At 27.5% G+C, this 17,033-nt stretch carries 17 protein-coding genes; all 17 read left to right on the plus strand.

Annotated features, from left to right (window positions below; genetic code table 11):
• Positions 1–66: 66 nt before the first annotated feature.
• Positions 67–1,077 carry an endolytic transglycosylase MltG gene (gene mltG, locus KQI16_RS01405; RefSeq protein WP_216431644.1) on the plus strand — a complete coding sequence of 337 codons (1,011 nt, stop codon included), beginning with the start codon at positions 67–69 and terminating at the stop codon, positions 1,075–1,077.
• A 38-nt stretch (positions 1,078–1,115) separates the two neighbouring features.
• Complete coding sequence (locus KQI16_RS01410) at positions 1,116–1,760, plus strand: O-methyltransferase (RefSeq protein WP_216431645.1); 645 nt, start codon at positions 1,116–1,118, stop codon at positions 1,758–1,760.
• 4 nt (positions 1,761–1,764) lie between these two features.
• On the plus strand, positions 1,765–3,000 hold the full coding sequence (locus KQI16_RS01415) for a peptidase U32 family protein (protein WP_216431646.1): 1,236 nt from the start codon (positions 1,765–1,767) through the stop codon (positions 2,998–3,000).
• A gap of 25 nt (positions 3,001–3,025) precedes the next feature.
• Positions 3,026–3,643 carry a uridine kinase gene (gene udk / locus KQI16_RS01420; protein WP_216431647.1) on the plus strand — a complete coding sequence of 206 codons (618 nt, stop codon included), beginning with the start codon at positions 3,026–3,028 and terminating at the stop codon, positions 3,641–3,643.
• 56 nt (positions 3,644–3,699) lie between these two features.
• Complete coding sequence (locus KQI16_RS01425) at positions 3,700–5,325, plus strand: penicillin-binding transpeptidase domain-containing protein (protein WP_216431648.1); 1,626 nt, start codon at positions 3,700–3,702, stop codon at positions 5,323–5,325.
• Positions 5,326–5,472: 147 nt separating this feature from the next.
• Complete coding sequence (gene sigK, locus KQI16_RS01430; protein ID WP_216431649.1) at positions 5,473–6,168, plus strand: RNA polymerase sporulation sigma factor SigK; 696 nt, start codon at positions 5,473–5,475, stop codon at positions 6,166–6,168.
• 106 nt (positions 6,169–6,274) lie between these two features.
• Positions 6,275–7,330 (plus strand): type IV pilus twitching motility protein PilT, encoded by a 1,056-nt coding sequence (locus KQI16_RS01435; RefSeq protein ID WP_216431650.1) that lies wholly within the window; start codon positions 6,275–6,277, stop codon positions 7,328–7,330.
• 422 nt (positions 7,331–7,752) lie between these two features.
• Complete coding sequence (gene ftsZ, locus KQI16_RS01440; protein ID WP_216431651.1) at positions 7,753–8,877, plus strand: cell division protein FtsZ; 1,125 nt, start codon at positions 7,753–7,755, stop codon at positions 8,875–8,877.
• A 201-nt stretch (positions 8,878–9,078) separates the two neighbouring features.
• Positions 9,079–9,876, plus strand: a complete 798-nt coding sequence (locus KQI16_RS01445) for a sigma-E processing peptidase SpoIIGA (protein ID WP_216431652.1) — start codon at positions 9,079–9,081, stop codon at positions 9,874–9,876.
• Positions 9,877–9,884: 8 nt separating this feature from the next.
• Positions 9,885–10,592: an RNA polymerase sporulation sigma factor SigE gene (sigE, locus tag KQI16_RS01450; protein WP_216431653.1), complete on the plus strand. Its 708-nt coding sequence runs from the start codon at positions 9,885–9,887 to the stop codon at positions 10,590–10,592.
• An 80-nt stretch (positions 10,593–10,672) separates the two neighbouring features.
• Positions 10,673–11,446, plus strand: a complete 774-nt coding sequence (gene sigG / locus KQI16_RS01455) for an RNA polymerase sporulation sigma factor SigG (RefSeq protein ID WP_216431662.1) — start codon at positions 10,673–10,675, stop codon at positions 11,444–11,446.
• 50 nt (positions 11,447–11,496) lie between these two features.
• Positions 11,497–11,826 carry a YlmC/YmxH family sporulation protein gene (locus KQI16_RS01460; RefSeq protein WP_216431654.1) on the plus strand — a complete coding sequence of 110 codons (330 nt, stop codon included), beginning with the start codon at positions 11,497–11,499 and terminating at the stop codon, positions 11,824–11,826.
• A gap of 66 nt (positions 11,827–11,892) precedes the next feature.
• Positions 11,893–12,354, plus strand: a complete 462-nt coding sequence (nrdR, locus tag KQI16_RS01465) for a transcriptional regulator NrdR (RefSeq protein ID WP_216431655.1) — start codon at positions 11,893–11,895, stop codon at positions 12,352–12,354.
• Positions 12,355–12,548: 194 nt separating this feature from the next.
• Positions 12,549–13,283: a peptidoglycan editing factor PgeF gene (pgeF, locus tag KQI16_RS01470; protein ID WP_216431656.1), complete on the plus strand. Its 735-nt coding sequence runs from the start codon at positions 12,549–12,551 to the stop codon at positions 13,281–13,283.
• Between the two features lie 13 nt (positions 13,284–13,296).
• Positions 13,297–13,998, plus strand: coding sequence for a winged helix-turn-helix domain-containing protein (locus KQI16_RS01475; protein ID WP_216431657.1), 702 nt, complete (start codon positions 13,297–13,299; stop codon positions 13,996–13,998).
• A gap of 18 nt (positions 13,999–14,016) precedes the next feature.
• Entirely contained in the window at positions 14,017–15,687 is a 1,671-nt protein-coding gene (locus KQI16_RS01480; protein ID WP_286172827.1) for a HAMP domain-containing sensor histidine kinase, read from the plus strand.
• 177 nt (positions 15,688–15,864) lie between these two features.
• Complete coding sequence (locus KQI16_RS01485) at positions 15,865–16,713, plus strand: phosphate ABC transporter substrate-binding protein (protein WP_216431659.1); 849 nt, start codon at positions 15,865–15,867, stop codon at positions 16,711–16,713.
• The last annotated feature ends 320 nt before the right edge of the window (positions 16,714–17,033 follow it).

The following is a 17,033-nucleotide window of genomic DNA, read 5'->3' on the forward strand; positions in this document are numbered from 1 at the left end:
TTAAGGAAAAGTATTATAATAAGGTAAATAGCCTAATGGCTATTTACTTTATATGTAGGGGGTTTTATGAGAAAGTTAAAACTAAAAATTTATCCCTTAATGATTATTTTTATAGTTATTCTTGGCTTTTTTTTGATGTTTTTCAATGTTATAAATAAGCCAATAAAAAGTAAAGAGGATATAGTTATAGAGATAAAAGAAGGGGATAGTTTTTACAGCATAATAAATTCTTTATCAAAGGAAAAAGTTATAAGAGGAATACCATTTATAAAATTATATGTTTTATTATCAGATGAAACAATAGAGGTTAAGCCCGGGAGTTATCTATTAAGCAGTGAATTAACTTTAAAAGAGCTAATTACTTTGTTAACAACTGAATCTACTTTAGGAATAGTAAAATTTACAGTTCCTGAAGGATATACAATAGATAAAATTAGTGAGAAGCTTGAAAGTGAAGGGATTTGTAGTAAAGAGGATTTTATAGCTTCTATAGAAAATTATGATCTGCCTTCATATGTAAAAAGGGATGATAATAAAAAATATAATTTAGAAGGATATTTATTCCCTGATACATATTCCTTAAAAAAAGGTATGAATCCTAAGGATATAGTTACTATGATGCTTAATAGATTTGAAGAAGCATTAGAACAAGTGACATCTGAGTTGGGAGTAGATGTTGAAGATATAAATGTTGAAGAAATTATTACTATAGCTTCAATGATAGAAAGAGAAGCAATATTAGATGAGGAAAGACCTATTATTTCTTCAGTAATAAGAAATAGGCTAAATCAAGAAATGAAGCTTCAAATAGATGCTACAGTGATATATGCATTAGGAGACCATACTGAAGTTGTTTTACATAGCGATTTAGAAGTTGATTCTCCATATAATACATATAAAAATTATGGTCTTCCAGCAGGCCCAATTTCAAATCCAGGTATACCATCTATTAAAGCTGCCCTTAAACCAGCTGAAACAGATTATATTTTTTATGTTTTAGAAAATGAAAATGGAACTCATTATTTTACTAATAATTATGAGGATTTTTTGAATAAACAAGAAGAATTAGGTTACTAGGGCATGTTTTGAAAGCTAATAGTTATTGGAGGAAAATTATGAGTGGAGTAACTTATGACTATATGCAAGATTATATTAGAAATCTTATACCTGAAAGTAGTGGTAAATATTTAGAGTTAGAAAAGTTTGCTCAGGAGCATATGGTACCAATAGTTCAAAAGGAAACTGCAAAATTCTTAGAATTTATAGTGAGTATGAAAAAACCCTATAAAATTTTAGAACTAGGTACGGCAATTGGCTACTCAGCAATTTTAATGTATGAAGCTTCAAAAACTAATCCTAAAATTACTACTATAGAACGTGATAGAAAAATGATAGAACTTGCAGAAAAGAACTTTGAAAAATATGGACTTACTGATGAAATAAAAATAATTGAGGGAGATTGTTTAGAAGTATTAGAAACTTTAGATGAATCTTATGATTTAATTTTTATGGATGCTGGTAAAGGTCATTATAATCATTTTCTGCCTCATTGTTTAAGGCTTTTGGCTGAAGATGGTATTATAGTTGCAGATAATGTTCTATTTAGGGGAATGGTTGCAACTGATGAATTAGTAAAGAAAAGAAAAATTACAATTGTTAAAAGAATGAGAGAATATTTAGATATAGTATCAAAAGATAAAGATTTGATTACTTCTGTAATACCAATGGGGGATGGAATTGCAGTGACAAAAAGGAGGTAAAAATATGAAAAAACCAGAAATTTTAGCACCCGCAGGAAGTTTGGAAAAATTAAAAATTGCTGTAGATTTTGGTGCTGATGCTGTTTACATAGGTGGTGGAAAGTTAAACTTAAGAGCATTTTCAGATAATTTTACAAATGAAGAAATAGCTGAAGGTGTTAAGTACTGCCATGATAGAGGAAGAAAATTATATGTCACTATGAATGTCTTTCCTAGAAATTTTGATTTAACAGGTGTAGAGGACTACATTGTTGGCTTAAAAAATTTAGGAGTAGATGCTATTATTGTTGCCGATCCTTCTATTATTATGGCAGCAAGAAAAGTAGCACCGGACCTTGAAATTCATATAAGTACACAATCCAATACAACGAACTGGATGGCAACAAAGTTTTGGTATGAAGCAGGAGCTAAAAGAATTGTTTTAGCTAGAGAATTGACATTAAAAGAAATTGCTAAAATTAAAGAAAATATTCCAGAAGATTGTGAAATTGAAGTTTTTGTTCACGGATCAATGTGTATTGCATATTCAGGAAGATGTTTAATATCAAATTATATGCTAGGTAGAGATGCAAACAAAGGTATATGTTCAAATGCATGTAGATATAAATATTATTTAGTTGAAGAAACAAGACCAAATGAATATTATCCAGTCATTGAAGATGACCAAGGAACATATATTATGAATTCAAAAGATCTATGTATGATAAAATACATACCTGAATTAGTTAAAGCAGGAATAGATTCCTTTAAAATTGAAGGAAGAATGAAAAATGAATTTTATGTGGCTTCAACAGTAAAAGCTTATAGGGAAGCAGTAGATTCATATTTTGAAAATCCAGATAAATATGAGTTCAAAGAAGAATGGATGGATATGCTATTAAAAATAAGCCATAGGCAATATCATACTGGTTTCTTCTTTGGAAGAATGGGTGAACAATGCTATGAAGAATCTTCTTATATAAGAGATTATGAAATAGTTGGTATAGTGCAAGATTATAATGAAGAAACAAAAGAAGCTACTATTTTACAAAAAAATAGAGTCTTCGAAGGTGATGAAGTAGAAGTATTAAGAGCACAAACTCCATATTTTAATATAACTTTAAATGATATGTATGATTTGGACAAAAAGACTAAAACAAATGTAGCAAATAGGGCACATATGTTATTTAAAATAAAGGTTGATACACCATTAAAAGCAAAAGACATGTTAATTAAAGGAAGAAAAGTAATTAATCTTTAATCCTATAAAGGGGGAACTATAAATAATGAAAAAGCCAATACTAATTGGAATAGCAGGTGGAACTGGATCAGGAAAAAGTACTATTGCTGATGCAATATATTCAAGTTTTTCAAATGAATGTATAGCAATGATACAACAAGATATGTATTATAAAGATCAAAGCCATTTAACTATGGAAGAAAGGGTGAAAACTAACTACGATCATCCTCAAGCTTTTGATAATGATTTGCTTATAAAACATTTAAATGATTTATGTAATGGAATTCCCATAGAAAAACCTATTTATGATTTTTCTGTACATAATAGGGATAAGGAAACAATAAGGGTTGAGCCCAAAAGTATTATAATTGTTGAAGGTATATTAGTATTAGAAGATCCTAGATTAAGAGAGTTATTAGATATCAAGGTTTATGTTGATACTGATGCTGATATTAGAATTTTAAGAAGATTAATAAGAGACATAAATGAAAGAGGAAGAACATTAGAATCTGTTGTTGATCAATATTTAAATATAGTAAGACCTATGCATATGCAATTTACGGAACCAACTAAAAGATATGCAGATATTATAGTTCCCGAAGGTGGACAAAATAAAGTAGCTATTGATATACTTGTAAGTAAAATTAAGGATATTTTAAAGTAAATATTGTATAGAAAAGGCTTCCCAAGGCTAGAATTAAGCTTAGGGAGGCGTTTTTTATGTTAAATGAAAAAAATAAAGTAAATAAAAAGAGAGTAGTTACTTTAAAAATTTCTTATATAGTCTTATTTTTGACATTAATTATAAGATTAGCATTTCTTCAGCTTAATCCCTCTGAAAAAGTTTCTGGTGAAATGAATAATTATCAATTAGAAAATTTATCTCAAATGAAATATAGAATATTTGATATAAATGGCAAAGATCTTTTAGATTATAATAAAAAGTATGTTGTAGTTTTAGATACAAAACCATTTAGGTTAAATAATTATGAAGAAACTTTAGAAGACTTGATGGCCTTAAATTTCATAATGAAGTCAGAAGTTGGAGATTTTAATTATTCAGATGTAATGAAAAATGAAGGGAAAATATATTATACTGTTAGTGAAGAAACTTTTAATAAGGTAAATAAGTTGAAAAATATTAAAGGAATATATACATATATATATGATGAAATAGATAATAAGGAAGCTTGGAAAACAAGTAATTTTTTAGTTGATATAAATGAAGAAAATCTAGTAGAAGACTCATTAGAATTTGAATTATATCAATATATAAAGGATAACAAATATCCACAAGGAAAATTTTATATGGATGATGGAGCTGTTTATGGAAAAGGATTATTATTAGCATACGATAAGAATAACAATATAAGATTAACTATAGATCAAGCTTGGGAAGAAAAAATTAGGGAAGTATTAAAAAAAGAGGAATATTCTTTTCTTAATAATGTAGGTGTTGTTGTATCAGAAGCAGCTACTGGTAAAATTAAAGCTATGGTACAGAAAGATGAAACTCAGGCTAATGTAAATTTAGGGATAGGTCAGTTAGGATATGAACCAGGATCTATCTTTAAGACTATAGTTGAAACTGTAGCCTTAGATTTAGGTTTAATAAGTCCAGATGATGTTTTTACTTGTACAGGGGAAATATGCCAAAAGAATGGAAAGCCATATAGCCATGGAAGTCTTTCAGTAGAAGATGCTCTTAAGATATCATGTAATGATGTTTTTGCAAAGGTAGGAAATATTATAGGGTATGATAAAATGATAGAATACCTTAAAAATATGGGCTTGTTTAGTCCTGTATTAAATTTAAAAGGAGAAAATAGAAATGAAGCTGCTGGAAGCAAGCCTAAGATTGAAGATAGTATGAATAATATTTCAATAGGCCAAACTGTTTTAGTTACACCTGTACAAATGGCAGGATTATATAATACTATAGTTAATGATGGAATTTATATAAAGCCTACTATAGTTGATGCTATAGTAGATAATAATGATAATGTTATAAAGGAATATAAGGAGAAAGAAAAAAGGATTTTTAGTGAAACTGCTGCAAAATTAGCTCAGAATTCTTTGCAAAAAGTTATTTCGGAAGGATCAGGATATGAAGCCAGGGTAGAAGATGTATTAGTAGGTGGTAAAACCGGAACTTCAACTGGTAATGGAGGCACAAATCATGGATGGTTTGCAGGTTATTTTGAAATTAATAATAAAAAATATACTATTATAGTTATAGCACCTAATATTGGAGAAAAGCATCCGGATGGAAGGGAGCTAGGAGGAGGAAATACTGGAGCTCCGATATTTAAAGATATTGTAAATTCTTTAACTAAAAAGGATTAAGTAAAAAAAGGACTGTGGAAGCAGTCCTTTTTTTATTTATAAATATTTTATTAATCCAATATAAAATTTACTTTTATTTACAAAATCACAAGCAATATTTTTGAATTTCATCATATTATATAATAAGCACTACTAGGAGGAAGTTCTATGTTTTTTTTATCTAATATTATAGAACTATTATGTAATTCTGTATTTTTAACAGGTTATATTACAGGCAATAATACTTTTCCAAAACCATTAGACGAAGGAGAAGAGGAATATTATTTAAATCAATTGAAAAAGGGAGATAGAAATGCAAAGGGAATATTGATTGAAAGAAATTTAAGACTTGTGGCTCATATAGTGAAAAAGTATAATTTCCCTAATAAGGATATTGATGAATTAATATCTATAGGAACAGTAGGATTAATTAAAGCTATAGATTCTTTTGATGCCTCTAAGGGAACTAGACTTGCAACTTATGCTTCTAGGTGTATAGAAAATGAAATTTTAATGCTTTTTAGGAATAATAAAAAGCAAAGAAATGAAGTATATTTACAAGATCCAATAGGGGTCGACAAAGAGGGAAATGAAATTTGCTTAATTGATGTATTAAGCAGCGAAAAAGATTCTGTTTTAGAAAAAGTAGAAAATAATTTACAAATTAAGCAGTTGTATAATAAAATTGGAATTTCATTGACTGAAAGAGAAGGTAAAATTTTAAAGATGAGATATGGATTAATTGATGGAAGATGCCGAACTCAAAGAGAAATAGCTGCATTATTAGGAATATCGAGATCTTATGTATCTCGAATAGAAAAAAAAGCTCTCAAAAAATTAAAAAAAGAATTATATAGTAAGTAGAAAAATAAATAAATTTGAAATATAATTGTATTAAAGAAAAGAAATAAAAATTTTTCATAGAATATTTAATATAGAGAGCAAGTAGTAACATGGAGGACAAAAGTTAATGTATGCATTAAAAGATCTATTAAGTAAAACTATAGAAATGGGCGCATCTGATTTACATTTAACAGTTGGATTAGTTCCAACTGTAAGAAAAAACGGAAGTTTAGAAAAGGTAGGTGATCATAAATTAACTCCTGGAGAATTAAGAGAATTTGCAAAGGAGATCTTAGAAGAAAAATATGCTGAATACAATGAAGTTGGAGAAATTGATACTTCCTATTCTATTTCTGGAATTGGAAGATTTAGAGTAAATATATTTAAACAAAGAAATAGTGATGCAATTGCAATAAGAGTAATTGCTTTAAAAATTCCAACCCTAGATGAATTAAAACACCCAAAAGTTATAAAAGAAATAATTAAAAAGCAAAGAGGTCTAGTATTAGTAACAGGGGCAACGGGCAGCGGAAAAAGTACTACACTAGCAGCTATAATTAATGAAATTAATAATACTAGGGAAGCGCATATAATAACATTAGAGGATCCTATAGAATATCTTCATAAGCATAATAAATCAATAATTAATCAAAGAGAAATAGGAAAGGATAGTAAAACTTATCAAAGTGCCTTAAGAGCTATTTTAAGGGAAGATCCTGATGTTATTCTTGTAGGGGAAATGAGGGACCTGGAGACGATATCTATTGCATTAACTGCTGCGGAAACAGGACATTTAGTTTTCTCTACATTACATACAATAGGGGCAGCAAAGACAATTGATAGAATAATCGATGTCTTTCCACCACATCAGCAGCAACAAATTAGAATTCAGCTTTCAGCAGTTTTACAGGGAGTGATATCACAACAATTAGTACCTACACAAAAAAATAATGGAAGAGTTGCTGCCTTAGAAATTATGGTTTCAACACCTGGCATTCAAAATTTAATAAGAGAAGGTAAAACATATCAAATAGAATCAGCTATTCAAACTGGTGGAAAATATGGTATGAAAACAATGGATATGGCTTTAGCTGAATTATATAAAAAAGGAGAAATAGATTTAGATACTGCCTTAAGTTATTCTGTAGATAAGGAGACTTTGAAAAGGATTATAATGCTTTAAAAAACAGAGTAAACTCTGTTTTTTTTATTAATTTTTTAAATTACCAAGAGGAAATAAAAAAAATTTGTTGAATATATTTTTAAGAATAATTTTAATCAGTGCAAATTTATTATAAAATTAAGTAAACTGTTGAGTTATTTAAGTATAAATGATAAAATATAATTGAATTTCATTAAATATAATTATAAAAATAATGACTTTTTTTATAAAAAAAATATAATTTTACATTTTTTATCATAAAAAAACTAATTTATAAAGGAAATATGTTAAAAAGAAATAAATTATTTGAATATACTAAAGCATCGTTATATAGAGTTTTTATGATGAAAATTAGTGTATTATAAGTAGACTATAACTGAAATTTAGAGAGAATAATCAAAGTATAAAATTACTAGTAGCTATTTTCTAAAGGAGGAATTATTTTGTTAGATTTCGAAGTGGATATGCAAGAATTAACTAATATTAAGGTAATTGGTTGTGGCGGCGGTGGTGGAAATGCCGTAAATAGAATGATTAAAGAAGGTTTAAAGAACGTTGAGTTTATTGCCGTTAATACAGATAAACAAGCATTAATGATGTCTCATGCAAATGTAAAAATACAAATTGGAGAAAAATTAACAAGAGGACTAGGAGCAGGCGCGAACCCTGAAATTGGTAAAAAAGCTGCAGAAGAAAGCAGAGAAGAAATTGCTGAAGCTATTAAAGGGGCAAATATGGTATTTATTACTGCTGGAATGGGTGGTGGTACAGGTACTGGAGCTGCACCTATAGTAGCTGAAATAGCAAAATCAATGAATATATTAACTGTTGGAGTTGTAACAAAACCATTCCCTTTTGAAGGAAAAAGAAGAATGAGACATGCTGAGATGGGTATAGAAAACCTTATGAAAGCTGTTGATACTTTAGTTATAATTCCAAATGAAAGATTATTAACTATGGCAGATAAGAAAACTACTCTATTAGACTCTTTCAAATTAGCAGATGATGTGTTAAGACAAGGTGTACAAGCAATTTCAGACCTTATTACTATACCAGGGGTAGTTAATGCTGACTTTGCAGACATAGAAACTGTTATGTTAAATAAAGGTTTAGCACATATGGGAGTTGGTATAGCTAAGGGAGATAATAAGGCTCAAGAGGCTGTAAAACAAGCAATTTCATCGCCATTATTAGAAACATCTATTGATGGAGCTACTGGTGTAATTATAAACTTTACTGGCGGAGTGGATTTAGGAGCTATTGAAGTTTATGAAGCAGCTGATATTGTTAGAGAAGCAGCTGACCCAGATGCTAGTATAATTTTTGGTGCTGTTATAGATGAAACTTTAACAGATGAAATCAGAATAACTGTTATTGCTACAGGTTTTGAAGGAGCTAATAATAATAATATATTAAAAGAAGAGCCTGTACTCGATAAAAGAGTTCATAGAGAACAAGCTATTAATAGGGAAGAAGAAGTTAATGAAACAAAAAGAAGAGTAGACCCTTTATTAGATTTTGAAACTGATAGTGTAAATATTCCAAGTTTTTTAAGATCAAGAAAATAATTTAGGATTGCCTGTAGGCAGTCCTATTTTTTTGCAGCATATTAATAATTTTATTATTAATATGTTGTTTTTTATTTTTTTTATAAATTACCTGTAATTAAATGTAGCAAATAATAGATTAAAAATTATAATGAAATCCACTTTTATGACAAAATTTTAATGAAACAAAGTTTATAATTAGTTTTAAAGGAGGGGGAGGTTTTGAGAGTTTACATAGATATACTTATTATAGAGAATTTTACTGTTAATTTATTTTTATTAATAATAACTATGAAGCTGCTTAGATATGAATATAATAGAAAAATATATCTCTCTGCTTTAATAGGAGCCTTATATACAGTGGTTATATTTTTAGAAAACAGCTTCTTATCTTCAATGATAGCAAAAGTCCTTATAGTGTTTATAATGGCCATAATATCTCAAAGAAAGATAAGTTTAAAAAATACTATAAAGATGGTTTCAGTATTTTTTATAGTATCTTTTACTCTGAGTGGCATAAGTTTTTCTCTTTCTTTGATGGACAACCAATATAGTATATTTCAAAACTTCCAAATTAGAAATTTTTCTATTAAGTATTTAATTATTTCTATTATGTTGCTTTATATTGTTTTAAATAGAATATTAGATTTAATAAAAGAACGAACTTTAATTAAGAATTTTATTTATGATATAGAAATAAGTGATGATAAAAATGTGATTTATTTAAAAGGTCTTTTAGACACAGGAAATGGATTAAGAGAACCTGTAACAAATTTACCTTGTATAATTATTGAAAATGATTTTATAAAATTATTAGATCTTAATAAGAATCAAAAATATTTTATTAGCTATAATACGATTACTGAAAAGGGGAGTTTACAAGGATTTAAAAGCAAAAAGATTAGAATACGAGGGAAAAATAGTGAATGGATAAATGTTGAAGCTATAATTTGTGCTTCAAAAAATAAGTTAAGTAAGGAAAATGAATTTAATGCATTATTATCAAGAGGGGTTATATAGGTGATATTATGATAAGTATAAAAGTTTTGTTGAATATTATTTTAAAAAAATTAGGAATAATAAAAGGTGAAGTTTATTATGTTGGAGGAAGTGATGCTCTTCCACCACCCTTAAAAAAGGAAGAAGAAGATGAATTAGTAAAAAAACTTAAAGATGGAGATGAAGCAATAAGAGATATATTAATAGAAAGAAATTTGAGACTGGTTGTTTATATTGCCAGAAAATTCGAAAATACTGGAATTGGAGTGGAAGATTTAATCTCTGTTGGTACTATAGGTTTAATAAAGGCAGTAAATACTTTTAATCCTGATAAGAAAATTAAATTAGCAACTTATGCTTCAAGATGCATTGAAAATGAAATACTTATGTATTTAAGAAGAAATAGCAAGATTAAAGCGGAAATATCCTTTTATGAACCATTAAATATAGATTGGGATGGAAATGAACTTTTACTTTCTGATATATTGGGCACAGATAATGATATTGTTTATAATTTGATTGAAGATGAGGTTGATAAGGAATTATTATTTTTAGCCTTAAGAAATTTAAATGATAGAGAAAAGGAAATTGTAAAACTAAGATTTGGCCTTAATGGAACAAGAGAAAAAACTCAAAAGGAAGTTGCAGATATGCTGGGAATAAGTCAATCCTATATTTCAAGATTAGAGAAAAAAATTATTAACAGATTGAAAAAAGAAATCAATAAAATGATTTAGTTTGTCTTTAGTATAAAAGCTTTAACTCTCGGGGATACTTTTTAATGCAGTATGTTATTACTTCCTAAGGAGTTGATAAGCTGATGATTAACAAGGTTGAAATATGTGGAGTAAATACATCTAAGTTACCTATTTTAAAGGAAAAAGAAAAAAAGGAGTTGCTTATAAAAACAAGGAATGGAGATAAAAAGGCAAGGGAGACCTTTATAAAGGGAAATTTAAGACTTGTTTTAAGTGTTATTCAAAGATTCAATAACAGAGGCGAAAATGTAGATGATTTATTTCAAGTAGGATGCATTGGTTTGATGAAAGCAATAGATAATTTTGATTTAGAGCAGAATGTTAAGTTTTCTACCTATGCAGTTCCAATGATAATTGGTGAGATAAGAAGATATTTAAGAGATAACAATTCAATTAGAGTAAGTAGATCCTTAAGGGATATTGCATATAAAGCTTTGCTGGTAAGAGATAGATTAGTAAAGGAAAATAACAAAGAACCTACTATCTCTCAAATAGCTGAAGAATTAAATATTCCGAGAGAAGAGGTTGTTTTTGCTTTAGATGCAATACAAGATACTGTATCTTTATTTGAGCCAATATATCATGATGGTGGTGATGCAATATATGTAATGGATCAAATAAGTGATTCAAAAAATAGTGACGAAAATTGGCTTGAAAATATTTCAATAAAGGAAGCTATGAAAAAGTTAAATGATAGAGAAAAGTTAATATTAACTTTAAGATTCTTTAATGGAAAAACACAAATGGAAGTTGCAGATGAAATTGGAATTTCACAAGCCCAAGTATCAAGATTAGAAAAGACGGCATTAAAGCATATGAGAAAATATGTATAGAGCTCTAAAGGAGCTCTTTTAAGTTAATAATTTAGTAAGGGGAGAGTTTTATGGGGTTTTTTGATAATTTTAAGTTAGAAGAAAACATGTCTAGCGAAGAAAAAGAAAAGGAAAATGAACTACTTTTACATTCATTAAACGCCTTAAGAACTATGGAAGTAATAGATATAAAAACTGGAACAAAGCTAGGATATATAAAGGATATAGTTATTGATATTGAGAACAGCAAGATTGTTTCTATTCTACTTCCTGGACTTCCAAAAGGATGGTTTAGTAAAGAAGAGGATATTGAAATACCATGGGATAAGGTTATTAAGGCTGGTATGGAAATAATATTAATAGATAGTTCAGAGCTGGATAATTTTAATTATAATATCTAGAAAAAATATAGAAAAACTTGTATAATAAGGGCATAAATTATATATTCTTGAAAGGCGTTGGTAAACTTGAGATGTCCCTTTTGTTTACATGAAGAAAGTAAAGTAGTTGATTCTAGATCCACTGATGAAAATAAGACTATAAGAAGACGAAGAGAGTGTTTAGCTTGTGGAAAAAGATATACAACTTATGAAAAGGTAGAAGATATTCCAATTTTAGTGGTAAAAAGAGATTCAACAAGGGAAAATTTTGATAAACAGAAAATTATAAATGGTATTATTATAGCTTGCCAAAAAAGACCTGTATCTAGAAAACAAATAGAGGAAATTGCAGAAGAAATTGAGAAAGAGATATCTAATAAGATGATAACAGAAATAGAATCAAAGCAAATTGGAGAAATGGTAATTGATAAATTAAAAGATATAGATGAAATTTCTTATGTAAGATTTGCCTCTGTTTATAGAGAATTTAAAGATATTAATACATTTTTAGAAGAAATTAAAAATTTAATATCAAAAAATAATAATTAAGAAAAGTACTGTTGTTAAAAGAAGATTAAGCTTAGTCTTCTAATAGACAACAGTACTTTTTTATTAAGTAATTTTTTAATTAATAATAATCAGAGATTTCAGTTAAAATTAGGTTAAAAATGGTTATAAAAATAGAAATTAATTATATAAAATGTTAAGATTATATTAACTATATGAAATTGTGAGGTGATTTTATGAATAAATTAACACCAATAAATTTTGAAAAGAGGGAAGATTTTTTATTATATAATGTTGGTAAAATAAGTATAGTATTTTCTACTGCAGAAAAAGGTAGAAGTTTTAATAGAAGTACAGAAGAAGGAATAAATAATTTAAATAGTATAAAAGAAGAATTTAACTTAAAAAATATTATTTATTTAAGGCAAGTTCATAGCGATAAGGTTTATAAGTATGATAATGATGATAATATAATTAATTATGAAGGGGATGGAATAATAACAAATGAAAAGAATTTGGCAATAGGAGTATTTACAGCAGATTGTGTTCCTATAATAATAATAAATGAAGAAAAAGAAGCTGTTGCAGCTGTACACAGTGGTTGGCGAGGAACTTTTGATTCTATTGTAAAAAAAGCTATAGAAAAAATGAAAGAAAGTTATGACATAGATATAAAGAATACTAGAGTATTTATAGGGCCTCATATTAGACAATGCTGTTATCAAGTTTCTGAAGAATTAAAAGAGAAATTTTTAAATAAAACAAAAATCAAAGAAGAAAAGCTGTTCAAGAATAGAAAGCTTAGTATGGAAGAATGCATATTAAAAGATCTTAAAGAATCAGGAATAGAGGAAGAAAATATATATTCCTTAACATTATGCACTCATTGTGAGAAGGATATAAAATTATTTTCTTACAGAAAGTCTGAAGGAACTTATGGAAGGTTATTTTCCTTTACTTTTATTAAATAGAAGGGAGTTTTTTATGGCCAAAGAAAAGATTTTAGTAGTAGATGATGAAGAACACATTTTGGAGCTAATAAGATATAATTTAGAAAATTCAAATTATCAGGTTTTGACAGCAAAAAATGGAATTGATGCCATTAATATTGCAAATGAAGAAAAACCAAGTTTAATTTTGTTAGACTTAATGATACCTGGAAAAGATGGCTATGATGTATGTAAAGAAATTAGAACTAACAAAGAAACTAAAAATATTTCAATAATAATGCTAACTGCCAAGGGGGAGGAATTAGATAAAATTTTAGGTCTTGAATTAGGAGCAGATGATTATATAACTAAACCCTTTTCTATAAGAGAGCTACTAGCAAGAATTAAGGCTGTTCTTAGAAGAGTTGGAAATACACCAGAAAATGATGATGAAATTTTTAAAACTGAAACCTTATTTATTGATTTTAAGAGCAGGGAAGTTAAAGTACTAGATAAAAATGTAGATTTAACTTTAAAAGAATTTGAACTTTTAGAGATATTAGTAAAAAACAAGGGGAAAATTCTTACAAGGGAAACACTTTTAGATAAGGTCTGGGGTTATGAATATATTGGAGAAACAAGAACTGTGGATGTTCATATAAGATATTTAAGAAAGAAAATTGAAACGGATGATAAAAATCCTAAGTATATAGAAACTATAAGGGGAGTAGGGTATAGGTTTAATCCTAATATATAAGATATGAAGAAAAAAATATTGACATCCACATTAATAACTGTAGTAATAGCCCTTACTATTATAACAAGTTGTTTTTTTGTATTATTAACAATTAGAGATATAAATAATAAAAAAGAAATATTATCTAGTTATAATAATATAATAATAAAATGTGGCGAGTTAAATAAAGAGACTTTAGGAGAAATAAAATTATTTAATAATAAAGTAAGATTTTCTATTATAAATAGTTTAGGAAATTCTATCTTTGATACTGTAAAAATAGAAAATGAAAATTATTTAGAGAATGAAGACGTAATTAACGCCTTTAATAAGGGATTGGGAGAAAGTTTTGATTTTGACAAAAAAGAAGGAATAAGCTATGTTTATTATTCTACTAAAATAGATGATAATACAATTGTAAGAGCATCTATTCCAGTTGGAGGAATACAAGAAATTACAAAAGGATATATAAAATATTATATTTTTATAATTATTTTAGTAATTATCCTTTCCCTTCAAATTTCAAAAAAATTAATAAAGTCAATAATAGATCCTATAAAAGAGATGGAAGATGTGACCAACAAGATTGCTTCAGGGGATTATAGCAAAAGGGTAAAAGTTTATAGCAATGATGAAATAGGATCTTTAGCAAAAACCTTTAATGATATGTCAGCTCAATTACAGGCTGAAATAAAGGATTCTATGGATAAGAATAATAAACTTGAAGCAATTTTAGAAAGTATGGAAAGCGGAGTTATTGCTGTAGATAATAAGTTTAATATAATTTTAGTTAATCAATATGCTAAATGTATTTTTGATTTAAAGGATGATATTATAGGTGAAAATATATTTCAGTATATTTTAGATTATGACATAAATGAGTTTATTAAAAATAAAGATAGTTTAGAGGCAAAAGAAATTAAAATATTACATCCTGTAGAAAAAATTATTAGAGTCAAGAAGGCAAAAATTATAAATTATAAAAATATTCCTATAGGCACTGTAATGACTTTACAAGATATTACAGATTTAAAAAGATTAGAAAATATGAGAAGTGAATTTGTTGCTAATGTATCCCATGAATTAAAAACACCTTTAACATCAATTAAGGGATTTTCTGAAACCTTACGCTTTGTTGAAGATAGGGATACTAAAAATAAATTCCTAGATATTATTGATAAAGAAGCAGAAAGACTTAGTAGTTTAATAAATGATATACTTATACTTTCAAATTTAGAAAATAATAATAAAATGAAAGAGGAAAAATTTAATATATCTGAAGTTATTGAAGATGTGATTAATATGGTTACTCCTCAAGCAATAAAAAAGAATATTATTATTAATTTTGTTGATGAAGGAAGTAAATATCTTTTAGGAGACAGCGATAAGTTTTTTCAAATGATATTAAATTTAGTAGAAAATGCAATAAAATACTCTGAAGCCGAGAAGAGTATAACAATTAGAACTTATGATGAAGAAGAACATATTTTTGTTGAAGTGGAAGATAAGGGAATTGGAATACCAGAAGATGAGATAGCAAGAATCTTTGAAAGATTTTATGTAGTAGATAAATCTAGGGCAAAAAAAGGAACAGGTTTAGGTTTAGCAATAGTAAAACATATTGTTAAGATGTTTAATGGTGAAATATTTGTTGAATCTAAATTAGGGATAGGATCAAAGTTTATAGTGAAAATTAAAAGAAATGTATAATGGATTGTTTGAAGGCTGTTTTGAACAGCCTTTTTTCTATGGCTTAATTGTTAAAGGTCTTTTACATTTATTTAATTTATCTTAACTTAATGATAATATCTGCTTAACATTCATGAAATATCATAAAGATGTAAAGTAAATAAAGTAAGAAATAAAATTAATATATGGAGGATATTTATGAAAAGAAAAAGTTTAAAAATGATATGTAGTGTGTTAGTTTTAGGGCTAATATCAACAAGTCTTGCTGCTTGTGCTAGTAAGAAAGATGGTGAAAATTCAAAAAGTACAGGAAATATTAAAATAGCTATATCAGGATCTACTTCAGTAGGGCCTTTAATGGAAAAATTGGCGGAAAATTATGAAAATAAAAATGAAGGAATTACAATTGAAATAAATCAAACAGGTTCATCTGCAGGAATTAAGGATGCAATAAATGGAGTTTCAGAAATAGGAATGGCTTCAAGAGAACTAAAAGATGAAGAAAAGAAGGAAGTTAAGGGAACAGTAATTGCTTATGATGGAATTGCTATAATACTAAATAAAAATAATAGGGTAAAAGATTTAAATATTGATCAAATAAAAGGAATATATACAGGAGCAATTACCAACTGGAAGCAAATCGAAGGCGGAAAAGATTCGCCGATAGTTGTTGTTTCAAGAGAAGAAGGTTCAGGAACAAGAGATGCCTTTCAAGAAATAATTGGATATGAATCTAAGGATTTAGTGAAGGACGCAATTATTTCAAATGGTAATGGTGGAGTTAAAGAAACTGTTGTAGGAAATGAAAATGCTATAGGATTTGTTTCCTTTGAATATTTAGATGATAGTGTTAATGTCGTTACAGTTGAAGGGGCAGAAGCTAGTGCAGAAGCTGTAAAGGCTGGTAAATATAAGATTTCTAGACCATTTAATATAGTAACTAAAGATGGAAATTTAACTACGGATGGACAAAAATTTATAGATTTTATTTTAAGTACAGAAGGACAACAAATTGTTGAAGATAACAAATTAATAACTATTGAATAAAAATTATATAAGGGTATATGGATTGTTGGAAAAAGTCTTAAAAACATATAACTTACTTTTAAGGGGCTGTTTAGACAGCCCTATTTATGTTAAATTTTTTTTACACAAATATAACTTTATTTTACCTAATAATAATATTTTCTTAACTTTTTGGGCTTAATATTATTAGAGTAAGTTTAATAGGGAATGTTATATGTTTTTAAGGAGCATTCCTGTAATGAAATAATTTAAGAGTGGATAAAAAAAGCACCTCCTGATAGAATACGGGGTATAAGGCTTTGCAAAGCTTATCCCTAATTAAATAAAACTATCATTGGAGG

The sequence above is a fragment of the Caproiciproducens sp. MSJ-32 genome (assembly GCF_018918055.1).
GTDB lineage: Bacteria > Bacillota > Clostridia > Clostridiales > Clostridiaceae > Clostridium.

What these genes read in the sequence shown, in the direction of transcription:
- mltG (WP_216431644.1), top strand. Translation starts at nt 67, where the DNA reads ATGAGAAAGTTAAAACTAAAAATTTATCCCTTAATGATTATTTTTATA.
- KQI16_RS01410 (WP_216431645.1), top strand. Translation starts at nt 1,116, where the DNA reads ATGAGTGGAGTAACTTATGACTATATGCAAGATTATATTAGAAATCTT.
- KQI16_RS01415 (WP_216431646.1), top strand. Translation starts at nt 1,765, where the DNA reads ATGAAAAAACCAGAAATTTTAGCACCCGCAGGAAGTTTGGAAAAATTA.
- udk (WP_216431647.1), top strand. Translation starts at nt 3,026, where the DNA reads ATGAAAAAGCCAATACTAATTGGAATAGCAGGTGGAACTGGATCAGGA.
- KQI16_RS01425 (WP_216431648.1), top strand. Translation starts at nt 3,700, where the DNA reads ATGTTAAATGAAAAAAATAAAGTAAATAAAAAGAGAGTAGTTACTTTA.
- sigK (WP_216431649.1), top strand. Translation starts at nt 5,473, where the DNA reads ATGTTTTTTTTATCTAATATTATAGAACTATTATGTAATTCTGTATTT.
- KQI16_RS01435 (WP_216431650.1), top strand. Translation starts at nt 6,275, where the DNA reads ATGTATGCATTAAAAGATCTATTAAGTAAAACTATAGAAATGGGCGCA.
- sigE (WP_216431653.1), top strand. Translation starts at nt 9,885, where the DNA reads ATGATAAGTATAAAAGTTTTGTTGAATATTATTTTAAAAAAATTAGGA.
- KQI16_RS01460 (WP_216431654.1), top strand. Translation starts at nt 11,497, where the DNA reads ATGGGGTTTTTTGATAATTTTAAGTTAGAAGAAAACATGTCTAGCGAA.
- pgeF (WP_216431656.1), top strand. Translation starts at nt 12,549, where the DNA reads ATGAATAAATTAACACCAATAAATTTTGAAAAGAGGGAAGATTTTTTA.
- KQI16_RS01475 (WP_216431657.1), top strand. Translation starts at nt 13,297, where the DNA reads ATGGCCAAAGAAAAGATTTTAGTAGTAGATGATGAAGAACACATTTTG.
- KQI16_RS01485 (WP_216431659.1), top strand. Translation starts at nt 15,865, where the DNA reads ATGAAAAGAAAAAGTTTAAAAATGATATGTAGTGTGTTAGTTTTAGGG.